Below are 21,836 nucleotides of genomic sequence, written 5' to 3' on the forward strand. Positions count from 1 at the left end.
CTAACTTTAGAACTAATTGAATGTATTACAAATGTAACCAAGGAGCTATGGGTATTCTATGTTACAGAAAAGCCTATCAAAAGAATTGTTAACAAATGTGCTCTCGGTCTACTTCTTACTCACTTTTGTAGTGACCTGTGGGCAGGTTATTGCTGAATATGTAAACACTAAAGATTACATTCGTGACGAATTAACCACTTTACAAAAAACATTTAGCCGTAGTTTAACCCGTGCAATTTGGGAACTTAACGATAAACAAACCATCACAACAGCTGAAGGCTTACTCGCAATTCCTATGATCGAAGGCATTATTGTGCGCGATGATAGTGGCGAAGTACTCTCACAATTAGGTCGCTCATTAGATATTCACGAGCTATATAGCCAGCAGTTAGTGCAAGAAGAAGCGATAATTGAAGATACACCATCCGGTTTATTCGGCTATACATTTCCGCTTATTTTTGAGTTTTCGGGTAAAACAACTCAAGTAGGCGATGTAACCTTATTCTCAAGCCGAGAAGTGGTATTTAGCCGCATCATGATCTCTATTTATTTTCTAATCGGTAACGCAATGATCAAAACCACCTTTTTGATCATACTTTTCTTACTAGCATTCAGAAAACGCTTAACTGAACCACTTGCGCAATTTACAGAACAAATTGAAGATCTTGAACTAAACGATTTAGAAGGCCGCCATATCGAGATCCACACAACTGAACACAACGAATTAAAAGTAATGGAAGAATCTTTTAACCGTTTAATAGATAAAGTTGTTCTCTACCGAGAAGAACTGGAACATACTCAGAAAGAGCTTGTACTTAGTAATGAAAAACTCGATCAACATAATTTACAGTTAGAGCAAGAAGTCGCGCGCAAAACATCTAACCTTAGCCAAGCGATGATGGATTTGCAGCAACAGAAATATGAATTAGAAAAACAAAAGCTAACACTGACTGAAGAGATAGACCTTCGTAAACAAACTGAACAAGAACTCATAACCAAGCAAACTGAGTTACAGCGCTATGTTGATGAGTTGAACTTAGCACAGGAGCGCCTAGTCGGCTCCGAGAAAATGGCTGCTTTAGGCGGCTTAGTTGCAGGTATTACCCATGATGTAAATACACCAATCGGGATTGGTGTGACTGCGACTTCATTTTTACAAGAACGTTTAGATCAGATTGAAGCGGCATACAAAGAAAAAACCCTATCACCAAAAGCGCTTGAAGAGTTTATTAATGACGCCAAGCAAAGCACTAGCTTACTTACTAGTAATTTAGACCGTGCATCAGAGTTGGTTGCAAGCTTCAAACAAATTGCAGTCGATCAAGCCAGTGAAGCGGTACGTACTATTAATTTCAAAGAGTATTTAGGTGAAGTGATCCGCTCTTTACATCCAAAACTAAAGAAAACATCTCATCATATCAATTTAGATTGCCCTGAAGATTTAACACTCAACCTGCCTGCAGGCGCTATTAGCCAAATTTTTACAAACTTGATCATGAACGCACTTATTCATGGCTTTGAAGGTATTGAAAGTGGCATCATAGATATCATAATTAAAGACGAAGAAGATGAAGTCGTTATCGACTTTAAAGATAATGGTAATGGTGTATCCGAACATCAGCTAGAAAAACTGTTTGACCCGTTCTTCACAACCAAGCGTGATCAGGGTGGCAGTGGGTTAGGTACTCATATCACTTTAAACTTAGTGAAGCAAACCCTTGGCGGTGATATAGAAGTAACAAGCGAAGTTGGAAAAGGCTTGCATTACCATATTAGTTTCCCAAAAAACATGCCTAAACCGCTCTCAATGTTTAACTCATAAGCAATTCGTACTGATGGCGAAATGATTCATTTCGGCATCAGTTTTTTATTGTTATGATTGGGCAAATTTATTGAAAGGATTAGCCTAATTATGTGGTTTAGTAACCTTATCTGCTACCGTTTTAAACAAGACGTTTCATACTCTCAAGAAGACTTCGACAAAGCCCTAGAACAAGATCTGTTCCGCTCATGTACAGGCCAAGAGCTTTCAACATTTGGTTGGACAAAAGCCTTTGGTAAGCATGGTCAAACTCTATCTCACTTCTCTCAAGACAGCATTTTAGTATGCGCTAAGCGTGAAGAAAAAGTACTGCCTGCGGCCGTTATCAACGAATTGGTTGCAGAGAAAGTTGAGCAAATCGAAGCGGAAGAAAACCGTCCGGTAAAGAAAAAAGAAAAAGACGAACTAAAAGAAAATATTCTGCACACTTTACTGCCTCAAGCATTTAAAAAGTCGAGCCTACAGTTTGCGTTTATTGACCAAAAGAATGGCTGGGTTGTCGTTAACAGCGCAAGCTTTAATAAAGCAGAAGAGCTTTTAGCCCTACTTCGTAAATCACTTGGCACGCTACCTGTCGTACCTGCATTTGCTAATTATGATTTAGATGTATTTTTAACAGATTGGTTAACTAATTTCAGCACTCCTGAAGGCTTCTCTATCGGTAACGATGCAGAGCTTGAAGAAGCCGATGACAGTGGTGCTCAGGTTAAATTGAAAGGCCATGACTTATCATGTGACGAAGTAAAGTCACACCTAGAAAATGCTAAGCGCGTAACTAAACTGGCTCTTGATTGGCAAGAACGCGTTAAGTTCATGCTACAAAACGATGGTTCGATTAAGCGTCTAAGCTATTCAGAAACATTAAAAGAAGAAAACGCCGACATTCCAAAAGAAGATATGGCGGTAAAACTTGATGCTGACTTCATCTTAGCGTCAGAAGAAATTAAACAGTTGCTAGAAGAGCTGACCCAAGGCTTAGGCGACGCTGAAGATTTATAAAATTAACCTAAATGTTAATTAACACAAAGCGCGACTTGGTCGCGCTTTGTGTTTTTAGCTATTCAGTAAAAATGGCTTTGACCTCATCAAGCATATCGTGATATTCGTCTTCATTAAATAACTCAAGCGATTCTATTACGCCTTTATCTACATATGTTTGCAATGCTGCCGATTTGTCAGAAACCTGCAAGATGCCTTCTAAAATCGCACCAATACGAATAAAGTCAACATAGCATATATGCTCTGGACGATAGTTTGGATTTGCCCAGCTTTCAGCAACTTCGACGAACTCATCAGTAAAGCCCCAAGCACGCATAATTGCGCCACCTACTTTGCCTCCTAATTTTTGGATAGCGTGTGCCAAAAAACTTGGATTTGCAAAAACTTCAGGGTGCTTTTCAGCCTCAGTCAAAATTGGCAACACGCCTATGTTATAGACTAATGAAGCTAGCGTAATGGTATCTCGGTTCAGTGATGTTTGCTTATTTCGACGTAAGAAAAAGTCCATTAGAGTAATTGAGTGACATGCAACTTTAAGGGTTTTTTGCCATGCTTTATCCATATACCCTTTTATCAGCTCATTATGCGATACAAACAATTGTTCCATCGCCATTGCGGTGGCAATATTTTTGATTTGACGAAGACCAATTCGTGTGACGGCTTGATGAAGATTGGTGACTTTAACTGAGCGCCCCATAAATGCACTGTTGGCCACTTTAATCATTCGTGCCGATAACGCTGGATCATGGGAGATAACATCTGCCATATCCATCAAGTTTACTTCTGGGTTATCTGCTGCTTGCCTCACTTTTACTGCAACTTCAGGTAATGTCGGTAACACTAAAGTGTCATTATTTATTCTGTCGACCAATATGGTCAGTAATGCATTCTCTGTTGACATATGCGTGCCATCCTCTTGGGTTAGTTTGCCAAAATAAAGACAAACTAATGACTGACATTATTAGATTAGTTCTTGTTTTAGTATTGTCTAACTTAACGCTAAAGTTAAGAAAATCACAGAAATTATCTCTTTTTATGCTTTTTAATCATGTAACTGATAAATAAATATCGCTTCTAGCGCTGTATACTTGCCATGTATATGGCAGGTTTGCTTTAATGCATACACTTTTTGTTTTAATAACAATGACTCTCACTAAAATCGGGAACGGGCAAAATGACATTAAATAAAATTAGCCAAGCACTTATCTTATCAGGTGCTGTTTTTCTTGGTGCATGTTCTGATCAGCAAGCAACCACTTCTCAAACTCAGCCTGCTGCAGAGCAAACAAAGCAAAGTATTGAACAGAACAACCCACAACTTATCAATGCAGATGAAAACCGTTTAGACATTTACACAGACTTCACACTTACTTCTGATCTTAGCCACCTGAGTGATAACCAAAAGCAAATGGTTGGTAAGTTGATCGATGCCTCAAAAATTATGGATGAGCTATTCTGGCGCCAAGCATTTGGTGAGAACAAAGACGCTTTCTTAGCAAAAATCAATGATGAAAAAGTTCAGAAGTTTGCAGATATCAACTACGGCCCTTGGGATCGCTTAAACGGCGACCAAGTTTTCTTATCAGGTTATGAAGAAAAGCCTCTAGGCGCTGAATTTTACCCAAGCGATATCACTAAAGAAGAATTAAACAACGCAATCGTTGATGACAAAACAGGTCTTTACTCAGTGATCAAACGTGACGAGAAAGGCCTTCTTTACAGTGTGGCTTACTCTGTTGAGTACGCACAAGAGTTAGAAAAAGCAGCTAATTTATTACGTGAAGCAAGCAAGCTAGCTGATGATAAAGAATTCGCTAACTACTTAAGCATGCGCGCAGACGCACTAGTAAGTGATGACTTCCAACCATCTGATTTTGCGTGGATGGATATGAAAAATAACCCAATTGACGTGGTTATTGGCCCTATCGAAACCTATGAAGATCAATTATTTGGTTACCGTGCGGCGTATGAATCTTATGTACTAATCAAAGACTTGGCATGGAGCGAGCGTTTAGCTAAATTCGCTGCTTTCTTACCTGAGCTACAAAAAGGTTTACCTGTAGACGAAAAATATAAGCAAGAAGTCCCAGGTTCAGACGCTGACCTAAATGCTTATGATGTCGTTTATTACGCAGGCCACTCAAATGCGGGTAGTAAAACAATTGCTATCAACTTGCCAAATGATGAGCAAGTACAGCTAGAAAAAGGCACACGTCGTTTACAGCTTAAAAACGCCATGCGTGCTAAGTTCGATAAAATCTTAGTGCCTATTTCAGAACAGCTAATTGTTCCTGAGCAACGTAAACACATTACCTTTGACGCTTTCTTCGCAAACACGATGTTCCACGAAGTAGCACACGGTTTAGGCATTAAAAACACCATTACGGGTAAGGGTACTGTTCGCCAATCATTGCAAGAGCATGCAAGTGCCCTTGAAGAAGGTAAAGCGGATATCTTAGGTCTTTACATGGTTGAGCAATTACTTAAGAAAGGCGAGATCACTGACGGTACATTAGAAGATTACTACATCACCTTTATGGCTGGTATCTTCCGTTCAGTGCGTTTTGGTGCTTCAAGCGCACATGGTAAAGCGAATATGATCCGCTTTAACTTCTTCGCTGAAGAAGGCGCATTTTCTAAAAATGCTGACGGCTTATACAGCGTTAACATGGAGAAAATGAGCCAAGCAATGGAAAAACTATCGCGCTTAATCTTAACGATTCAAGGTGACGGTGATTACCAAAAAGTTGATCAGCTAATCGCAACTCATGGTGAGATCAAAGCAGAGCTAGCGAAAGATTTAGAAAAATTAAGCCAAGCTAATATCCCAGTTGATGTTACTTTCAAACAAGGCAAAGAAGTATTAGGCCTTTAATACCAGCCTTGTCTGATATAAAAAACGCTGCAATTGCAGCGTTTTTTATTATTCTCGTGCGACAAAACTTAATCCATATTTGCTATTCAGCTGGACTATATCACCACTAATCAACATCTTATTAAACTCTGAATTAAAATCATCTATAAACTCATTAAGCTCCCGTTGCTTAGTGAAACCATAATAGCCTTGATTCACCGTAATGATTGGCGACAGCATGATAACCTTACTAGAAATTGATAAATCATCAATAATCGGAAGAGCAGCTCGCGGGTGAGTCATCACTAAATCAACTCGATTGTGCATTAACTGTAAAAAACTAGCTTTAACACTCGCCACTTCTGACAAAGTTAGACTTGATTTATTGCGTTTAAATTCTGAACCATAATTCCAACCCCGAGTAATACCAATCACGTCTTTACGTAAGCTTGCGAAATTACCAGCCCAAGTTACATCGCTATTTTTTTTGGTAAAAAAGACAATAGGATCTTCATAAAATGGCAAGGCACTAAATTGCATATATTGTTGACGTTGAAGAGACTTATAAGGACCGATAATGGCATCTGCATGGCCTTGCTCAACCATTTTTAAAGCACGCTTTAGTGGCATGATATCGATGACGAGTTCATGCCCAAGGCGTCGACAAATTTCATGAGCAATATCAGCACCTAAACCAATCACTGTACCTTGTTGATCTTGTTCTAAGATTGCGGGGAAATGGCTCCCAACAAAGTAATAACTTTTTGCTGTTACGGAAAATGAACATAGAAAAGCCAATACGGCTATTACTGTGCTTTTCACTTTTATTAGTCTCTTATTTTTCGCATCTACTTAGCTTAGCGCAATTTAATATGATTGATTAAAAATGTGCTCTTAGTTGCTCTATTTGTTCATCGCTATATGGAACTGCCGGTAATTTACCCCAAATAGGCGCTGGCCAAGCCGGATCGGTAGTGAAGCGTGCAATATGATGAACATGTAATTGCGGCACCATATTACCCAATGCTGCTATATTGAGTTTGTCTGGGCTGAATACCTGTTGTAACAACTTACTCAGTTTGCCCGACTCTTGTAATAAGGTAATTTGTAGCTCTTCAGACAGATCGATAATCTCTTTAACGTCTGCAACTCTTGGCACTAAGATAAACCAAGGGTATTGGCTATCATTCATCAGCAATACTTTACACAGTGGCCAATCCGCAAGTTCAATGCAGTCGCGTTGTAGTTCTGGGGCCAGAGAAAACGACGTATCAGTATTTTTCATCAATAAATCCTTTGATATTGGGTAATCAAATCCTACTTTATAGCATTTTGTTGCAGTTGCCTAAGCTTACCATTAACATCATGGCAGTTTTTATTCGAGCGAAGGTACTCCTGTGCTAAAAAAAATTAAATCTCTCTCACTTGCTCTGCCAGTGGTGGCCACTGCATTTAGTGTGACTGCTGAACCACTCACACTTGAGCGTATTTTTGACGATCCAAGCTTAGCAGGCAAAGCGCCTGTACAACTTAAATTCTCTCCAGACGGCAGTCGTGTCACTTACCTGCAAGGTAAAACCGATGATTACAACCGCTACGATCTATGGGAATACAACTTAAAAGATAACAAAAACCGCTTATTAGTTGACTCTGCTGCGCTATTTTCTGGTCCAGAAAACTTATCTGATGAAGAAAAAGCACGCCGTGAGCGCCAACGTATTTTTGGTAAAGGGATCTTAGAATATAAATGGTCTAAAGATGGTAAAGCGCTTTTATTCCCACTTAATGGCGACCTTTACTATTACGAGCTTGCCTCAGCTAAAAGCCGCAAATTAACCGACACAGACGCATTTGAAACCGATGCACGCTTCTCACCTAAAGGGCACTTCGTATCGTTTATTCGTGAGCAAAACCTATACGCACTTAACTTAAAAACGGGTCAAGAAATCCAATTAAGTAAAGATGGTGGCGGTGTTATTAAAAACGGTATGGCCGAGTTTGTTGCGCAAGAAGAAATGGGCCGTATGACTGGCTACTGGTGGTCTGGTGATGAGTCTAAAATCGCTTATACCCGTGTTGATGAAAGCCCAGTAAAAGAAGCGATCCGTAATGAAATTTACGCCGATGAAGTAAAGCTTTTTAACCAACGCTACCCGTTTACAGGTACCGACAACGTTAAAATTCAGTTAGGTGTTGTAAGCATCAACAATCAAAAAACTGACTGGGTTGATTTAGGCGACGATCAAGATATCTATATCGCTCGCGCAAAATGGTTAAAAGATAACAAAACGCTTTCTTATCAGTGGCAAGACCGCTCGCAACATAACTTAGAGTTACGTTTTTATAATAGCGACACTAAAAAACAAACGGTTGCCCTAACAGAAACCAGTGATACTTGGATTAACCTACACTTTGATTTGCAATTCTTAAACGATAAAAAGCATTTCGTTTGGGCATCTGAGCGCGACGGTTTTAAACACCTTTATTTATACCGCACAAACGGTGAAATGATCCGTCAAATCACCCAAGGTGAATGGGTTGTTGATAGCTTAAAAGGTATCGATGAGAAAAAAGGCATCGTGTATTTTGCAGGTCGTAAAGACACAGCACTTGAGAGCCACCTTTACAGCGTACCGCTATTCAAAAAAGGCGAAATTAAGCGCGTAACTGAGCTAGGCGCTTACCATAATGTGGTGATTGCTAAAGATAACAAAACCTTTATCGATAACAGCTCATCAGTGAATAAGCCTGGCTCTGCGGCATTACGTAAAATTAATGGCGAATTTATCACTTGGCTTGAAGAAAACAAGTTAGATAAGTCACACCCATTAACGCCTTACCTAGCTGATTTGATCACCCCAGAATACGGCACACTAACGGCTGAAGACGGGCAAATCATGCATTACCGTTTATTCAAGCCAACTAATTACCAAGACGGTAAAAAGCACCCAGTTATTGTTAACGTGTATGGCGGTCCTCATGCTCAGCGTGTAACAAACAGCTGGCGTAGTAAAAACTTATACTTCCAATACATGGCACAACAAGGCTATGTTATTTTCCAACTTGATAACCGTGGTTCATACAACCGTGGTAAAAAGTTTGAAGACGTGATTTATAAGCACTTAGGTGTGGCTGAAGTGGCAGACCAAATTAAAGGTGTCGAGTTCTTACGCACCCTTGATTACGTTGACCCTGAGCGTATTGGTATTTATGGCCACAGCTACGGTGGTTACATGGCGCTTATGACCATGTTTAAAGCGGGCGACTACTTCAAAGCCGGTGTTTCTGGTGCGCCAGTTACTGATTGGGCACTTTACGACACTCACTACACTGAGCGTTATGTAGGTCACCCTGCAACTAACGCGAAAGGTTACGAAGCAAGTGCTGTCTTCCCGTATGCTGAAGGCTTAAAAGGCCCACTGATGATTTATCACGGTATGGCTGATGATAACGTGTTATTCACTCACGCCACTAAGTTATTCAAACAACTGCAAGATCAAGAAAAACAGTTCGAAATGATGACTTACCCGGGTTCAAAACACAGTTTACGTGGCAAGAGCGTACAAACGCACTTACACCAAACTATCACAAGTTTCTTCAACCGACACTTTAACGTTGAATAATCACGTTCAATTTCGGTAACTTAGACTAAAGGCTGATTGTTAAATCAGCCTTTTTTTTGTCTCAATGTATTCTACTATTTAACTAGATTTTCGACCTATTTTGGCTACGCTTAATACATTGCTCTTATGAGCATGACGAAGGAACACACATGAATTACTTACGCCGTTTTACAATTTTTCAGCGCCTCGCCATGTTAGTGAGTGTGGTCGTGATAGGGCTGATATTTTTGAGCGTCTCGAGTTTAACGCAGCAATACAGCTCGCTAAAGCAAGAGCAATACATAAAAACCCAAAACCTTGTTGAGTCAGCCTACTCTATTATTGAGCATAACTATGCGTTGTTTGAGCAAGGTAAGCTGAGTGAGCAACAAGCCAAGCAAGCAGCCCTCGAAACAATTTCTGCACTACGTTATGACAATAACAATTACTTTTGGATCAACGATTATGAACCCGTTATGGTCATGCACCCGTTTAAGCCAGAATTAAATGGTAAATCGCTAGCGGGCAGTAAAGATCCAGATGGTGTGTTGTTATTTGTCGATATGGTTAATATCGTCAAAAAACAAGGAGAGGGTTTTATTCCCTATAAGTGGCCAAAGCCAGGTAAAGATCAGCCCGTTGATAAAATTGCCTACGTAAAAGGGTTTGCAAAGTGGCAATGGATTGTTGGCTCTGGTGTCTACATTGATACCATTGAAGAGGCGTTCTCGTCACTTCGTACCCATGTCATTATCACCGCGGTAGTGATTATTGCCCTACTGGTTGCGCTTAGCTACCTAATTGCCAATAGCATTCTTCGTCCGACACAACTTGCCGCAAATATGATGAAAGATATCTCACAAGGTGAAGGTGATTTAACTCAAAAGCTTGATGAAAACGGCAATGATGAAGTGTCTCGTTTGTCGCGCTACTTTAATTTGTACACGGCCAAAATGCGTGAGTCACTAAAACATGTTGCCGACAACGCAGAGCAAGTGAATCAGTTTGCCCACAGCGTTGATGATGCCAGCAAAACCAATCATTCATTTATAGAACTGCAAAACGACAGCTCAACTCAAGTGGCCACTGCGATGGAACAAATGACCCATCAAATTCATGATGTCAGTCAGAATGCTGAACAAGCTGAGCATGCCGCTAACGAAGCTGCACAAAATGCAGAAACGGGTAAGCAAGTTCTTAATAAGACCATCACCGCCATTGAAACCTTGTCGCGTAACATTGAACAAGTGAGTAAGGTTACTGCCGACCTTGCTGCAGAGAGTAACAACATAGGCTCAGTGCTTGATGTTATCCGCAGCATTGCAGAGCAAACCAACTTACTGGCACTCAATGCAGCCATTGAAGCAGCACGTGCTGGTGAGCAAGGTCGAGGCTTTGCCGTTGTAGCTGACGAAGTGAGAACTTTGGCAAGCCGTACAGGTAAAAGTACCGATGAAATTCAAGCTATGATCAGTAAACTACAAACCGGTGCACAAGCTGCTGTTGATGCTGTATCAGCAAGTCAGCAGTTATCAAGTGAAACGGTTTCACAGGCAGGTGAAGCAAATAGCTCCCTCAGTGAAATTGAACGACTAGTCACTATTATCAAAGATATGAATAGCCAAATTGCCCGCGCTACTGAGCAACAAACCAGCGCCGCAGATGAAGTTAACTTGCGGATTAATGAGCTTTCTCAATCAACCGAGCAATCACTGTCGAATACCCAAGGACTTTCCAACGCCAGTGATAATTTAAAGCATAGCTCACAAGCATTGAGCGATGTAGTTAACCGTTTCAAACTCGATTGATCACAGCAATTCAAAAGCCCTGCAATGGTTTGCGGGGTTTTTCTATAACCTTTCTTTTTTATCCCCTAGTAATTTTTGAAGCCACCAAAAACACAACCCACTGATTTAATTAGACCTTTATTAAATAGATAAAAAAAAGATGATAAATAGATATTAACGAGATTTACATAAATAAATTAAAAAGGAACTAATGAGGTGTGCTGAATTAAATTGCCATTGGCATTTAATCACTATTACAAAAATAATAAGGAGCGATACCAAAGTGCCTTCAAGAAACATACACCCCAAAAAGAACACACACTTAAAGCGTACTATGTTAGCTGCAATTTGCACTTACTCGCTACTCGGAGTAACTAATCAAGCGCTGGCAGATACAACTCAAACAAAACAAATTCCATTACACTTTATAGTTGCAGCAACCGATAAAGATGGCGCTAATGCCAAAGTTGACCAAGCCACTATTGAGCAATCAATTGAAAACTTAAATTCACATTATCAAGGTACAGGTTACTCATATCACTATAAATCTACTGACTTCGTAACCAACGAAGAGATGCCTGGTTTTTATGACGACGATTACTCACCAGACAATAGAGTGTTATTTATTGAGCCTTATTTTGATAAATCAGCTTTAAATGTCATGGTCGCAGACTTTGATGGCGTCAATGGTAATGCGTTTTTTCCTTACTTTGGCGTAGATGGTGTGTTAATTGATACAGAAGATCTTGTTACAACGACACTCGCACATGAAATCGGCCATAACCTCAGTTTATTGCATACCTTTGCCGATGGTGATGATGAACCTATTTCAGTGCAAATCGGTGAACGTGGCTACTTGTACGGTGACCAGATAATCGACACCCCTCCTTCTTTTGATGACTTAGATGATGATATTGAAAATTGCGAATACACAGGCTCTGCCGAAGATGAAGAAGGTACTCCCTACGCCCCTGATGCCAAAAACATAATGAGCCAAGGAAAAAATACCTGCCGTACGCACTTTTCTGCACAACAAATAGACCGTATGCAGTACGTTTTGCAAAGAGATAAATACCATCTTTTTAATCAATTTGGTGAAGGTAGAACCGTACCAAACTGCGAAAACTCAATTATAGTTACTCAATTCCCACATATAGATGGCTTTAATTTTAATCAAGAAATAGCGCAGCCATGGGTTCAAGATGTAGCTAATAACGGCTTCTTTTTTAGAACCTCACCTGATTCAAATTCAAGCAGAACAGGTGCTGATGAACCCTTTGAGGGGCACAGCTATTTACAAATTGATAGTAGCAAACGGGATGACACTGATTTTGATGACATTGTATATGCCAAAAAAGGTGACAAATTAAACTACTTAAGCCCTTGCTATGACTTGAGCTTCATCGAAAAACCGACATTGGAGTTTTACTTCAATATGCACGGCAAAGATATGGGAACTAGTATTATCGAGGTATCCGCCGATAATGCGCAAACGTGGGCTGAGTTATGGCGAAAAGAAGGCCAACAACACTCCGACGGCGACATTTGGGAAAAAGTGACGGTTGATCTATCTAACTACAGAACAACTCCCGCACAGCTGAGACTAAGTCATATCATAGAAGGTGAAAAAGGTGATGCGTCATTTGATCTTTTCACTGTTTCGGGCACTCAACCTCAGCAAGATTATGAATTTAATAGTAATACTCTCAATATAGCCGAAGACGAAAATGAAGTAACATTCAAGGTCATTAAAAACTCTGGCTTAGATAGTAGTTCGAAAATACGAATTTACACCGAAGACGTGGATGCTATTGCTGGAGAAGATTATACAGCACTTGATGAGACCCTTACTTTTTCGAGCCAAGAAACTGAAAAAGAACTAGCTATAAATATATTTGATAATAATGAAGTTGATGGTTCTCGCTCTTTTAATATCAAACTAGCATCTGATGAAAGTGACATAATCTTCAATGAATCAATTGTAACGATTGAAGACAACGATGTTGATTTCAGCTATGAATTAGACATTTCAGACACACAAATATCAGAAAATAGCGGCCAACTATTAGTTGGTATAATCAAATCCGATCCAACCGATTTTGAAACAAAAGTTCGTATAAAAACGACGGATGATAGCGCGGTCGGCGGCACTGATTTTACAGCTCTTGATGAAGTACTTACCTTTGCTCAAGGCGAAACACAAAAAGACATTACGATCGACATTATTGATAATTCAGAGGTAGATGGCTCAAGACGCTTCACTCTCGTATTAGAGTCTGAATCATTCAATGAAAAATACGCTGATGAAGTAATCACAATCACCAATGAAGATGGTATTCCAGAGCATGCAACCCCAGATGATAAAGCAAGCGGCAGTGTATCAGGTTACTTTACACTAATGCTCGGCGCACTGTGCTTTATTCGTAGAAACCGAAAGAAGAACATAAAAGACTAAACCTGACCAAGCATAGGCTTTAGAGCACAGGGTTGTGTCTAAAGCTTATGCTTTTTAAACTTACAACTTACAAACAATAACGAGCGAATAAGCTGCTTACTGTTGCGGCGGTAGGCTTACCATGTTGCCAATCACCACCTTCTACACCACTGCCTGCGATATCCATATGAACATACGGTAATGGTTGCGCTGATTCAGTACCATGCTTATCTAAACCACCAACAATCGCTAAGAATGCCATCGGGAACTGATGACCACGTGCAGTTACAGCAGAAGCTGCATTGTTACTTGATAGTACGTCATCAGCTAATGTGCGAGGGCGAATGAAGTCATAATCTTCACGGCGGCTACGAGATACTTCTGCGCCATCTGCCCATAAATCGCCTAAGTCAGCAATTTGGCGCGAAATTTTCGCCGCGCGAGCTGGACCATTTTCAACATACGCACTGTAAGGACCCATAGCACGTGCTGCGTGGCCTGTTAGTGTTGCAACAGTGAATAGCTCTGGATTCACTTCGTTTAAAGCGCGATCTTTCATTTCGCTTAGTAAGTCGCCCATAGCTAAACGGCCTTCAGCATCTGTGTTACCGATACGAACACGTACACCTTCGCGGCTAGTAATGATTTCATCAGGAACAAAACAATCAGAACCAATTGAGTTACGAACTACGGCTAAGTAAGCAATCACTTTTACGCCTTTTGGTGCAAAGTCAGCCACTGATTTCATAAAGCCAGCAACCGAAGCAGCACCGCCTTTATCACGGCTCATACCTGCCATAAAGCCACCCACTTTAAGGTCTGCACCACCGGTATCGTAAACTAAACCTTTACCAACAAACATTAAGGTACGCTCAACATCGCCTTCAGGCACGTATTCTAGTTTTACAACACGTGGGTGATGACGCTCAACAGCATAAGATGCGCGCGCTACGGTGCTCATCATTGGGTAATCTTTATCGATAGTGTTGATATCTGAAATCACTTCAACAGACACCTTACTACCAGCAAATAACTCAACGCAGTAGTCTGCAAAACGAGGTGGTGCCATACGCTCAGGCTCTGTACCACATAAATCACGTGCAGCGTATTGACCTGCAGCAATAGCATTAAGCGCTTTGCTCATTGCCTCGTCTGCACCCACAAGGCTAATTTGGCTAATTGGTTCAATCGCTTGGCCGTGGAACTCACGTGCCTCAAGTGGTTGCCAAAGCGCTTGGCAAGCACCTAAATAAGCCACTTCAAGGGCATGCTTGTAACGGCTATCTTGATTTACGTTAGCAAGTAAAATTGCAGGCTGAGTGCTACCCGATGCTTTCGCTTCTAGTACACCTTGCTTTGCTGCATCAAAGTAACGACGTACATCATCATAATCACGGTTCAGAGGGCCTGTAGGCGCTAAAATAACGCGTTTAGAGTCAATTACAAGTAATGTCACTTGTTTGCCAATACGTGCGTCTACAGCTTGTTGATCGCTAATAGCTTGACTTAAGCTTGCGTCTGCTAAAGAAGAAAAATCATCACCGATAATAATCAATGCATCGTGATTTGCATCCGCTAGTTGAGGGGCTGCAACTGCATGAGGGTATGCCATAAAAAAGGTCCTGCTGTTAAAAACATAGGACCTTATTATCATTGATTTAGGGCGCTATTGCCAGCCAAGTAAGATAGCTTACTATAAGGCTGGCAAGCTAAGTTTACTGCTCTGTAATGTGTGCTGAGTCTTTACGATGCTTAACAATTACAGACCAAGCTTCAAGCATAACCAGTACGCTCACAACCAGTACTAACAAATCAAGTGTCACCAGTAACCAGTTACCTTGTTGATAGTACTCGCCCAATTTAATAACCCCAGCAAAGAACGCCATAACTAATACAAAACTCATTGGTATAAGCGTGTATTTAGCTGGACGATTCGCTTTAATTAACATTACCGAAATCACCAGTAAGGTTAAGCTTGCTAAGATTTGGTTAGTCGAACCGAATAACGGCCAAATGATCATACCGCCGCTACCGTCAGCGCCACCAGCTCCAAAGGCAAGCAGTAAACAGCTTAGAACTGCAATAAGTGTAGCTACAATACCATTACGAATGATGCTGATATTATAAATATCTCCCCACTCTTGGATGATATAACGCTGCAGGCGTACGCCAGAGTCCATGGTAGTCCCCGCAAACAAGACCACCATTACGGCAAGTAAGGTTGAAGCTACCTCTTGCGAGATACCCCAACCACTTTCAATTAAGTTAGCGCCACCATTAATAAAGGCGCTCACACTACCGGCGCCTAAGTGACTGTAAATTTCGTGCCATTCTTCAGGTGATACTGCAAGTGCAACACCACTAACTGCAACGAGTGTAATAAGTGCAAGCATACCTTCACCTACCGCACCTAAGTAACCCACAAAGCGACCATCAGTTTCTTTGTTCAACTGCTTAGAGCTGGTACCTGAAGACACAATACCGTGGAAACCCGATACCGCACCACAAGCTATGGTCACAAATAGCAATGGAATAATACTTGGTGTATCTACCGCCGTTTGCGTATTAAACGCAGGCGCTGTGATATCTGGCATTGATACAAACACCGCACCGTAAAGAAGCACTAAGCCAACCAATAACTGCATACCGTTGATAAAGTCACGAGGCTGTAACAGCATCCACACAGGCAATAATGAAGCAATGGCTGCATAGATAAATAAGATGATGATCCAGTTCGCATTCGCACTTAGACCAAACATTTCATCAGGTAATGAAATTGGCATACCACTACCAAGGTAAATGGTGTAATAAAGAATTCCCACACCAACTAAACAAAGCGGAATTAACGACACTTTACGGCGTAGTAACTGACCAATAACTAAGGCCACTACAATCGCTGACCAAGCGGGGAATACCGCGTTAGGTTGCGATACAAATGATTTGGCAATCACCACACCAAATACCGCATTCACCATCAATAGTACTAAGAACACCACAATCATAAATAATGCACGGGTGCGCTTACCAATTACGCTTTCAGATAAAGCGCCCATTGATTTGCCTTTGTTACGCGCGCTGGCCCAAAGAGCCCCCATGTCGTGAACACCAGCAAAAAAGATAGTACCAAATACCACCCAAAGTACCGCAGGCACCCAGCCCCAATATACGGCAATAGCAGGGCCAACAATTGGCGCAGCACCTGCAACAGAAGTGAAATGGTGGCCCCATAACACAACTTTGTTAGTTGGCACATAATCCACACCATCCTCAAGTTCATGAGCAGGTGTGACAAAATTATCATCCATTTTAAATATTTTTTCGGCGATGAATTTCGAATAAAAGAACCATCCGAACAACATACCGACTATTCCGAGCAGCACGATTACGACCGATTGCATAGTCATCTCTCTTATTAAGTTATAATGTTGTCTAAGGTGTTGAACTAGGCAGGCCTAGCACCCCAACTAGACACTAACAAACTTTCAAGCACCAAGGTGTTAACCTTTAGTCTAATATACTCAGCTGAAAATGCTCGTGAGCCTGACTCTTTATTCCGACACCTATCCCTAACAGGCGTACTGGCTGGTTATTACCTCGCTCATAGGCTTTGCTCATTAACTCAGCAAAAATGCGTTCGTCTAATTGATGGTGGCTTTGATCGGCACTGGTCACGACAAAATTGGCAAACTTGACCTTCACCGATAATTTATTGATGCGGTTGTTTAATTGTTGTTTATCAAGACGGCGGGTTAATTCATCCATCAAGCGGGGTAACTGGCTTAAACACTCGTCTAAATTATTTTTGTTGTATTCATAGGTGTGCTCAACACTGAGTGACTTTCGTACTCGCTCAGTTGACACTTTGCCAACGTACTCGCCTGCACACTTTTGATATAAAGAGACGCCAAAATTACCAATGTGCTGCTGCATCCAATTAACTCCTTTCGCACGCACATCAGCCCCTGTGTAAAGCCCTTTAAGTTGCAGCTTTTCTAAGGTCACCTTGCCAACGCCGGGAATTTTGCCAAGCGGTAAACTCGCCAAAAAGTCATCAACTTGATCGGGTAATACCACAAACTGACCATTAGGCTTATTTTCATCGCTGGCTATTTTGGCAATAAACTTTATTGGCGCAACGCCCGCTGAGGCTGTCAGCCCAGTGGTGTCATAGATTTCTTGGCGGATTTGCTGTGCCATGAGTGTTGCACTGCCTTTGCATGCGGTACTGTCGGTTACATCAAGGTAGGCTTCATCTAACGATAACGGCTCAATAAGGTCAGTGTACTTTGCAAAAATGGCGCGAATTTGCGTGGAGATTTCTTTATAAACCTGCATTCGTCCGGGCACGATAACCAGATCGGGGCACAGTTGTTTGGCATGATAGTTCGACATGGCCGAGCGCACACCATATTTACGGGCAATATAATTGGCTGTTGAAAGCACCCCGCGACGACTATTACCACCTATAGCCAGTGGCACATTGGCAAGCGCGGGGTTATCACGCATCTCTACAGCTGCATAAAAGCAGTCCATATCGATGTGAATGAATTTTTTCATCAGGAACACAACAACTGTTTATATATACAGTTATTATATTTAAACTTCCTGAGAGTGCAAGCTAAGAGGTTTGGCTTGTTTGTTGGTTTGGTTTTTTGCGACTGAAAAGCCGTGCGCCAAATAACCAAAACGCGGCTTCGAATAACAAGCCCACGACAATTAAAGCGATAAATCCTGACATTGTGCCCATGCTATAACAGAGCAAAGCTAGAGCAAGTAAGATGAAAAGTGCAATCCACTTTATCACCCTCAAGGTTAGTTGCTGCATAATTAAGGTCCTTTAATGTGTGTTCATTTTACTCACACTTTACGTAAGCGTGAACTTATAAATCTAGCACGATTTACTGAGATTTCTAATTTCCTTGAGCTAAAAGCATCATATTGCTAACCTAAGTTTTCTCACAATCAATGAAGATTTACTATGCAATCGTTTATAGAACAACACCCTATCAGAACCAAAATAAATGTCGCATGGGGTGAAATGGATGCCCTACAACACGTTAATAATGTGGTGTACTTTCGCTACTTCGAAACAGCTCGTATCGATTTTTTCACTCAACTAGGCTTTCTTAAAGATTTACAAGTAACAGGTGTGGGTCCGGTGATCAGCGAGAACAATGCTCGCTATAAACGCCCAGTAACATTTCCTGATACGGTGCATGTTGGTGTTAAGATTAGTGACATTGAACACGATCGCTTTATGATGCATTACACTGTATTTAGTGAAAGCCAAGACGCAGTAACAACCATTGGCTCATCACAAGTGGTTATGTTTAATTTTAAAACGGGTAAAAAAGCTCAGTTAAATGATGAGTTATTAACTGCACTTAAAGCCCATTCTAGCGATTAACAAGGATCTATTATGCTTTATAGCCCACTTGGTCGAAGTGGTATTGATGTATCTCGTGTCTGCTTAGGTAGCATGACATGGGGTATGCAAAACAACCAAGCCGATGCCGATGAACAAATCGCCTATGCGTTAGATAAAGGCGTTAACTTTATTGATACCGCCGAAATGTATGCCGTTCCACCTTCTCCTGACACCTACGGTAAAACAGAAGAGATCATCGGTAATTGGTTAGCGCGAAATAAAGACAAACGCGATGATCTTGTCATTGCCACTAAAATAGCAGGTAACGGCTTACCGTGGGTCCGCGATGCAGGCGATATTACTCGCCAAGCAGTGGTTGAAGCCGTTGATGCATCTCTTAAACGCTTGCAAACTGAGGTTATCGATTTATACCAATTACATTGGCCTAACCGTACATCACCGCACTTTGGTAAACAGTGGCCAGGTAAAGTGTGCTTCTCAGAAGCTGACACTGATCAAAATATCGCGGGTATGTTAGATATTCTTGAAGGTCTAAATGACTGTATCAAGGCTGGTAAAATTAAGCACTGTGGTTTATCAGACGACACTCCTTGGGGCATTAGCCAGTACTTGCGTTTAAGTGAGCAGCATAACCTTCCGCGTATGGTTTCTATTCAAAACGAATTTAGTCTCCTGCACGCCAAAGATTGGCCGTATTTAATTGAACAATGTATTCATGAAGATATTGCTTACCTACCTTGGTCACCGCTAGGTGGCGGCATGTTAAGCGGTAAGTACTTAAATGGTGCTCGCCCTGAAGGTAGTCGTTGGACGCTAGTGCAACGTAATGGTTTATTTAGAGACACAGTACAATCTCGCGCTGCGATTGCTGAATATGTTGAAATTGCTAACGCCTTTAATTTAACCCCTTCACAACTTGCATTGGCTTGGTGTAATCAAGTGGATGGCGTAAGCTCAACAATCATAGGCGCTACATCTATGGCGCAGTTAAAAGAAAATATCGATGCTTTTTCTGTGCAATTAAGCGATGAAGCTAACGATAAAATCGCTGACGTATTTAACCGTTATCCAATGCCTTTTTGAGCATCTCCCTGCAATATTAATAAGTCTATTAAATGATAGGCTTATTAATACTTATTCATCATTTTTACCTTTCTTCTACAACTTCATCAATACTTTAGTGTATGGTAATTCACAGCATTTAACTTTTTTGGTTGTTAATGAGTAAATACGTAAAACATATATTATGCATGATAATGGTGATAGTGCTTGTTCCTATAACCTATGCTTCAGAGCAGCTTTCTATAACTTGGCTCGAAACAGATAACAAACCTTTCTTTGTTGATAAATCTGAGCAATATCCTTTAGGTGGCTTGTGCAACAACATAACCGACTTACTGATTGAAGCAATGCCAAATTTTAAGCATCAAAAGTCACTATTGCCACCTAAGCGATTAAGCAAATATCTCGATGATGGACACTTAGCGTGTTACGCGTGCATGATCCATCGAGATAAAAAAACTAACCGTGCCACTTACTCTATTCCAACTGCAGTTTATCCATCCTTTAGCGTGTTAAGTACTGAAGAAAGAGCGCTAAAGATTAAGCAAAAACACGGTAATCCAGTGTCATTAATTTCATTATTGACTGATGCCAATTTTATTTATGGCCAAAATGATGCGCGAAAATTTGGCAGTAAACTGGACGCAATAGCTAAAAATACTAAGCTTTATGAGAGTGCTGCATTAAGTGGCACCGGCAGCCATGCAAACCAAGCGCTACTATCGCAGTTAGAGCATGGCTACATTGATTACACAATTGATTACCCATTTGTTGCTGATTATTACAATCAACAAAACCAACAGAATATTCAAAAGCTCAGCATTGCTAATCCAACTCAAAATGTGGTTTTTGGTGCCATTGGTTGCTCAACAAATGCGCCTAATAATTATGCCGAAAAAGTACTTGCAGAAATCAATGAGGCGCTGAAAAACAAAGTACTGCCGAGTGAAAAATACCAGCAAAGCCAACGAATTTGGCTCGAACAAAGCTTTCCTGAGTTTTCAACTTATTATCAGCACTCTATTTTAGACCCGCTTAAAGAGCCTGCCACTGATGAGATAACAGCTCCTGTTGATCATCCATAAGTGTTACAGCAAAGCTCGAATTTGCGACAACCTTCCCTACCCCTTCAGGCGTGCCAGTCATAATGATGTCGCCATCTTCTAGGTCCATAAAATCACTAATTTCAGCTAAGATTTGCTCTGCGTTATGCAGCATTAACCTTGTATCGCCTAGTTGAGTGTCTATTCCATCAATCTTTAGACTAAATTGATAATGACAACTGGCATTAACCGCAACAAATTCAGTAAAAAGCGCTGAACCATTAAATGCTTTTGCGCGCTCCCAAGGCAGGCCTTTTTCTTTAAGTGTGCTTTGTAAGCCTCGTTTGGTTAAATCAAGCCCAAGCGCAACCGCTGCCAGCTGTTTATCTTTAACTAAAAAGCAAAGCTCAGTTTCGTAATGTAGAGCCTCACCTAAGTGTTCGCTATTAAGAGAATCTGTGATGGCGCTATTTGGTTTTGCAAACAGCACCATATTTGTTGGTGTTTCATTGTTAAGCTCTGCAATATGCGCAGCATAATTACGACCTACGCAAATAATTTTGCTTGGGGTGAATACTTCTTTATTCCATTTCACTGATTGCACGCAAATACCTCTCATTTTAACAAATGTAAAAGACTCAATTTTTTATTTTTAGCATTAACACGCCAATTTCGTACCTAAAATAAGTAAATCCATTGGTAGAATAATTCTCATAATAACATAAACATAGATATTACCTTTCACTATAAGCGTTATTTATGTTGACGATTGTTTTACTTTCTAATAACTTAATGTAAGCGGTTACATTTTAAAAATCGGGTTCGGCGATTTTTTTTGAAAAGA

Annotated in this window: 17 protein-coding genes; 9 read left to right on the plus strand and 8 right to left on the minus strand. The window is 40.8% G+C overall.

Annotated elements, in window-relative coordinates:
* The first annotated feature begins 58 nt into the window (after window positions 1–58).
* A complete protein-coding gene (locus L1272_RS11080) occupies window positions 59–1,822 on the plus strand; it encodes a sensor histidine kinase (RefSeq protein WP_054552582.1) in 1,764 nt (587 codons plus the stop codon).
* A 90-nt stretch (window positions 1,823–1,912) separates the two neighbouring features.
* A complete protein-coding gene (rdgC, locus tag L1272_RS11085) occupies window positions 1,913–2,821 on the plus strand; it encodes a recombination-associated protein RdgC (RefSeq protein ID WP_235373412.1) in 909 nt (302 codons plus the stop codon).
* 58 nt (window positions 2,822–2,879) lie between these two features.
* Here the strand turns inward: rdgC and L1272_RS11090 are convergent, their stop codons facing one another.
* On the minus strand, window positions 2,880–3,722 hold the full coding sequence (locus tag L1272_RS11090) for an HDOD domain-containing protein (protein WP_054552584.1): 843 nt from the start codon (window positions 3,720–3,722) through the stop codon (window positions 2,880–2,882).
* A 273-nt stretch (window positions 3,723–3,995) separates the two neighbouring features.
* Here L1272_RS11090 and L1272_RS11095 point away from each other — a divergent pair, with 273 nt between their 5' ends.
* Window positions 3,996–5,696, plus strand: coding sequence for a dipeptidyl-peptidase 3 family protein (locus L1272_RS11095; RefSeq protein ID WP_199530194.1), 1,701 nt, complete (start codon window positions 3,996–3,998; stop codon window positions 5,694–5,696).
* 48 nt (window positions 5,697–5,744) lie between these two features.
* On the opposite strand, the gene L1272_RS11100 is transcribed toward L1272_RS11095, so the two are convergent.
* Together L1272_RS11100 and L1272_RS11105 are read right to left on the minus strand one after the other, a co-directional pair.
* Window positions 5,745–6,497: a substrate-binding periplasmic protein gene (locus L1272_RS11100; protein ID WP_054552586.1), complete on the minus strand. Its 753-nt coding sequence runs from the start codon at window positions 6,495–6,497 to the stop codon at window positions 5,745–5,747.
* Window positions 6,498–6,555: 58 nt separating this feature from the next.
* Window positions 6,556–6,960, minus strand: a complete 405-nt coding sequence (locus L1272_RS11105; RefSeq protein ID WP_138600394.1) for an HIT domain-containing protein — start codon at window positions 6,958–6,960, stop codon at window positions 6,556–6,558.
* Between the two features lie 112 nt (window positions 6,961–7,072).
* Here L1272_RS11105 and L1272_RS11110 point away from each other — a divergent pair, with 112 nt between their 5' ends.
* The 3 genes from L1272_RS11110 to L1272_RS11120 all read left to right on the plus strand — a co-directional run bounded on the left by L1272_RS11110 (window position 7,073) and on the right by L1272_RS11120 (window position 13,519).
* A complete protein-coding gene (locus tag L1272_RS11110) occupies window positions 7,073–9,298 on the plus strand; it encodes a S9 family peptidase (RefSeq protein ID WP_138600392.1) in 2,226 nt (741 codons plus the stop codon).
* A gap of 149 nt (window positions 9,299–9,447) precedes the next feature.
* Window positions 9,448–11,085 carry a methyl-accepting chemotaxis protein gene (locus L1272_RS11115; RefSeq protein ID WP_054552589.1) on the plus strand — a complete coding sequence of 546 codons (1,638 nt, stop codon included), beginning with the start codon at window positions 9,448–9,450 and terminating at the stop codon, window positions 11,083–11,085.
* 313 nt (window positions 11,086–11,398) lie between these two features.
* The gene (locus tag L1272_RS11120; protein ID WP_054552590.1) at window positions 11,399–13,519 is read left to right on the plus strand and encodes a Calx-beta domain-containing protein; all 2,121 of its coding nucleotides are present in this window, start codon (window positions 11,399–11,401) and stop codon (window positions 13,517–13,519) included.
* 67 nt (window positions 13,520–13,586) lie between these two features.
* Here the strand turns inward: L1272_RS11120 and L1272_RS11125 are convergent, their stop codons facing one another.
* The 4 genes from L1272_RS11125 to L1272_RS11140 form a co-directional block, all read right to left on the minus strand.
* Window positions 13,587–15,110 carry a M17 family metallopeptidase gene (locus L1272_RS11125; protein ID WP_235373413.1) on the minus strand — a complete coding sequence of 508 codons (1,524 nt, stop codon included), beginning with the start codon at window positions 15,108–15,110 and terminating at the stop codon, window positions 13,587–13,589.
* 103 nt (window positions 15,111–15,213) lie between these two features.
* Window positions 15,214–16,896, minus strand: coding sequence for a carbon starvation CstA family protein (locus tag L1272_RS11130; protein WP_054552592.1), 1,683 nt, complete (start codon window positions 16,894–16,896; stop codon window positions 15,214–15,216).
* A 106-nt stretch (window positions 16,897–17,002) separates the two neighbouring features.
* A complete protein-coding gene (dinB, locus tag L1272_RS11135; protein WP_054552593.1) occupies window positions 17,003–18,055 on the minus strand; it encodes a DNA polymerase IV in 1,053 nt (350 codons plus the stop codon).
* Window positions 18,056–18,116: 61 nt separating this feature from the next.
* Complete coding sequence (locus L1272_RS11140) at window positions 18,117–18,323, minus strand: hypothetical protein (RefSeq protein ID WP_138616066.1); 207 nt, start codon at window positions 18,321–18,323, stop codon at window positions 18,117–18,119.
* Window positions 18,324–18,476: 153 nt separating this feature from the next.
* On the opposite strand from L1272_RS11140, the gene L1272_RS11145 reads away from it, so the two are divergent.
* The 3 genes from L1272_RS11145 to L1272_RS11155 all read left to right on the plus strand — a co-directional run bounded on the left by L1272_RS11145 (window position 18,477) and on the right by L1272_RS11155 (window position 21,034).
* Window positions 18,477–18,905, plus strand: a complete 429-nt coding sequence (locus tag L1272_RS11145) for an acyl-CoA thioesterase (protein ID WP_054552595.1) — start codon at window positions 18,477–18,479, stop codon at window positions 18,903–18,905.
* Window positions 18,906–18,917: 12 nt separating this feature from the next.
* Window positions 18,918–19,970: an aldo/keto reductase gene (locus L1272_RS11150; RefSeq protein WP_138616062.1), complete on the plus strand. Its 1,053-nt coding sequence runs from the start codon at window positions 18,918–18,920 to the stop codon at window positions 19,968–19,970.
* A gap of 182 nt (window positions 19,971–20,152) precedes the next feature.
* Entirely contained in the window at window positions 20,153–21,034 is an 882-nt protein-coding gene (locus L1272_RS11155) for an ABC transporter substrate-binding protein (protein WP_235373415.1), read from the plus strand.
* On the opposite strand, the gene L1272_RS11160 is transcribed toward L1272_RS11155, so the two are convergent.
* A complete protein-coding gene (locus L1272_RS11160) occupies window positions 20,985–21,596 on the minus strand; it encodes a fumarylacetoacetate hydrolase family protein (RefSeq protein ID WP_054552598.1) in 612 nt (203 codons plus the stop codon). The two genes, L1272_RS11155 and L1272_RS11160, sit on opposite strands and share 50 nt — an antisense overlap.
* Window positions 21,597–21,836: the final 240 nt, after the last annotated feature.

Source organism: Pseudoalteromonas sp. PAST1 (assembly GCF_021532515.1).
GTDB lineage: Bacteria > Pseudomonadota > Gammaproteobacteria > Enterobacterales > Alteromonadaceae > Pseudoalteromonas > Pseudoalteromonas simplex.

Excerpts from the sequence above, each read along its gene's own strand:
- L1272_RS11080 (WP_054552582.1), top strand. The coding sequence starts at position 59 with ATGTTACAGAAAAGCCTATCAAAAGAATTGTTAACAAATGTGCTCTCG.
- rdgC (WP_235373412.1), top strand. The coding sequence starts at position 1,913 with ATGTGGTTTAGTAACCTTATCTGCTACCGTTTTAAACAAGACGTTTCA.
- L1272_RS11090 (WP_054552584.1), bottom strand. The coding sequence starts at position 3,722 with ATGTCAACAGAGAATGCATTACTGACCATATTGGTCGACAGAATAAAT.
- L1272_RS11095 (WP_199530194.1), top strand. The coding sequence starts at position 3,996 with ATGACATTAAATAAAATTAGCCAAGCACTTATCTTATCAGGTGCTGTT.
- L1272_RS11105 (WP_138600394.1), bottom strand. The coding sequence starts at position 6,960 with ATGAAAAATACTGATACGTCGTTTTCTCTGGCCCCAGAACTACAACGC.
- L1272_RS11115 (WP_054552589.1), top strand. The coding sequence starts at position 9,448 with ATGAATTACTTACGCCGTTTTACAATTTTTCAGCGCCTCGCCATGTTA.
- L1272_RS11120 (WP_054552590.1), top strand. The coding sequence starts at position 11,399 with ATGTTAGCTGCAATTTGCACTTACTCGCTACTCGGAGTAACTAATCAA.
- L1272_RS11125 (WP_235373413.1), bottom strand. The coding sequence starts at position 15,110 with ATGGCATACCCTCATGCAGTTGCAGCCCCTCAACTAGCGGATGCAAAT.
- L1272_RS11130 (WP_054552592.1), bottom strand. The coding sequence starts at position 16,896 with ATGCAATCGGTCGTAATCGTGCTGCTCGGAATAGTCGGTATGTTGTTC.
- dinB (WP_054552593.1), bottom strand. The coding sequence starts at position 18,055 with ATGAAAAAATTCATTCACATCGATATGGACTGCTTTTATGCAGCTGTA.
- L1272_RS11140 (WP_138616066.1), bottom strand. The coding sequence starts at position 18,323 with ATGCAGCAACTAACCTTGAGGGTGATAAAGTGGATTGCACTTTTCATC.
- L1272_RS11145 (WP_054552595.1), top strand. The coding sequence starts at position 18,477 with ATGCAATCGTTTATAGAACAACACCCTATCAGAACCAAAATAAATGTC.
- L1272_RS11150 (WP_138616062.1), top strand. The coding sequence starts at position 18,918 with ATGCTTTATAGCCCACTTGGTCGAAGTGGTATTGATGTATCTCGTGTC.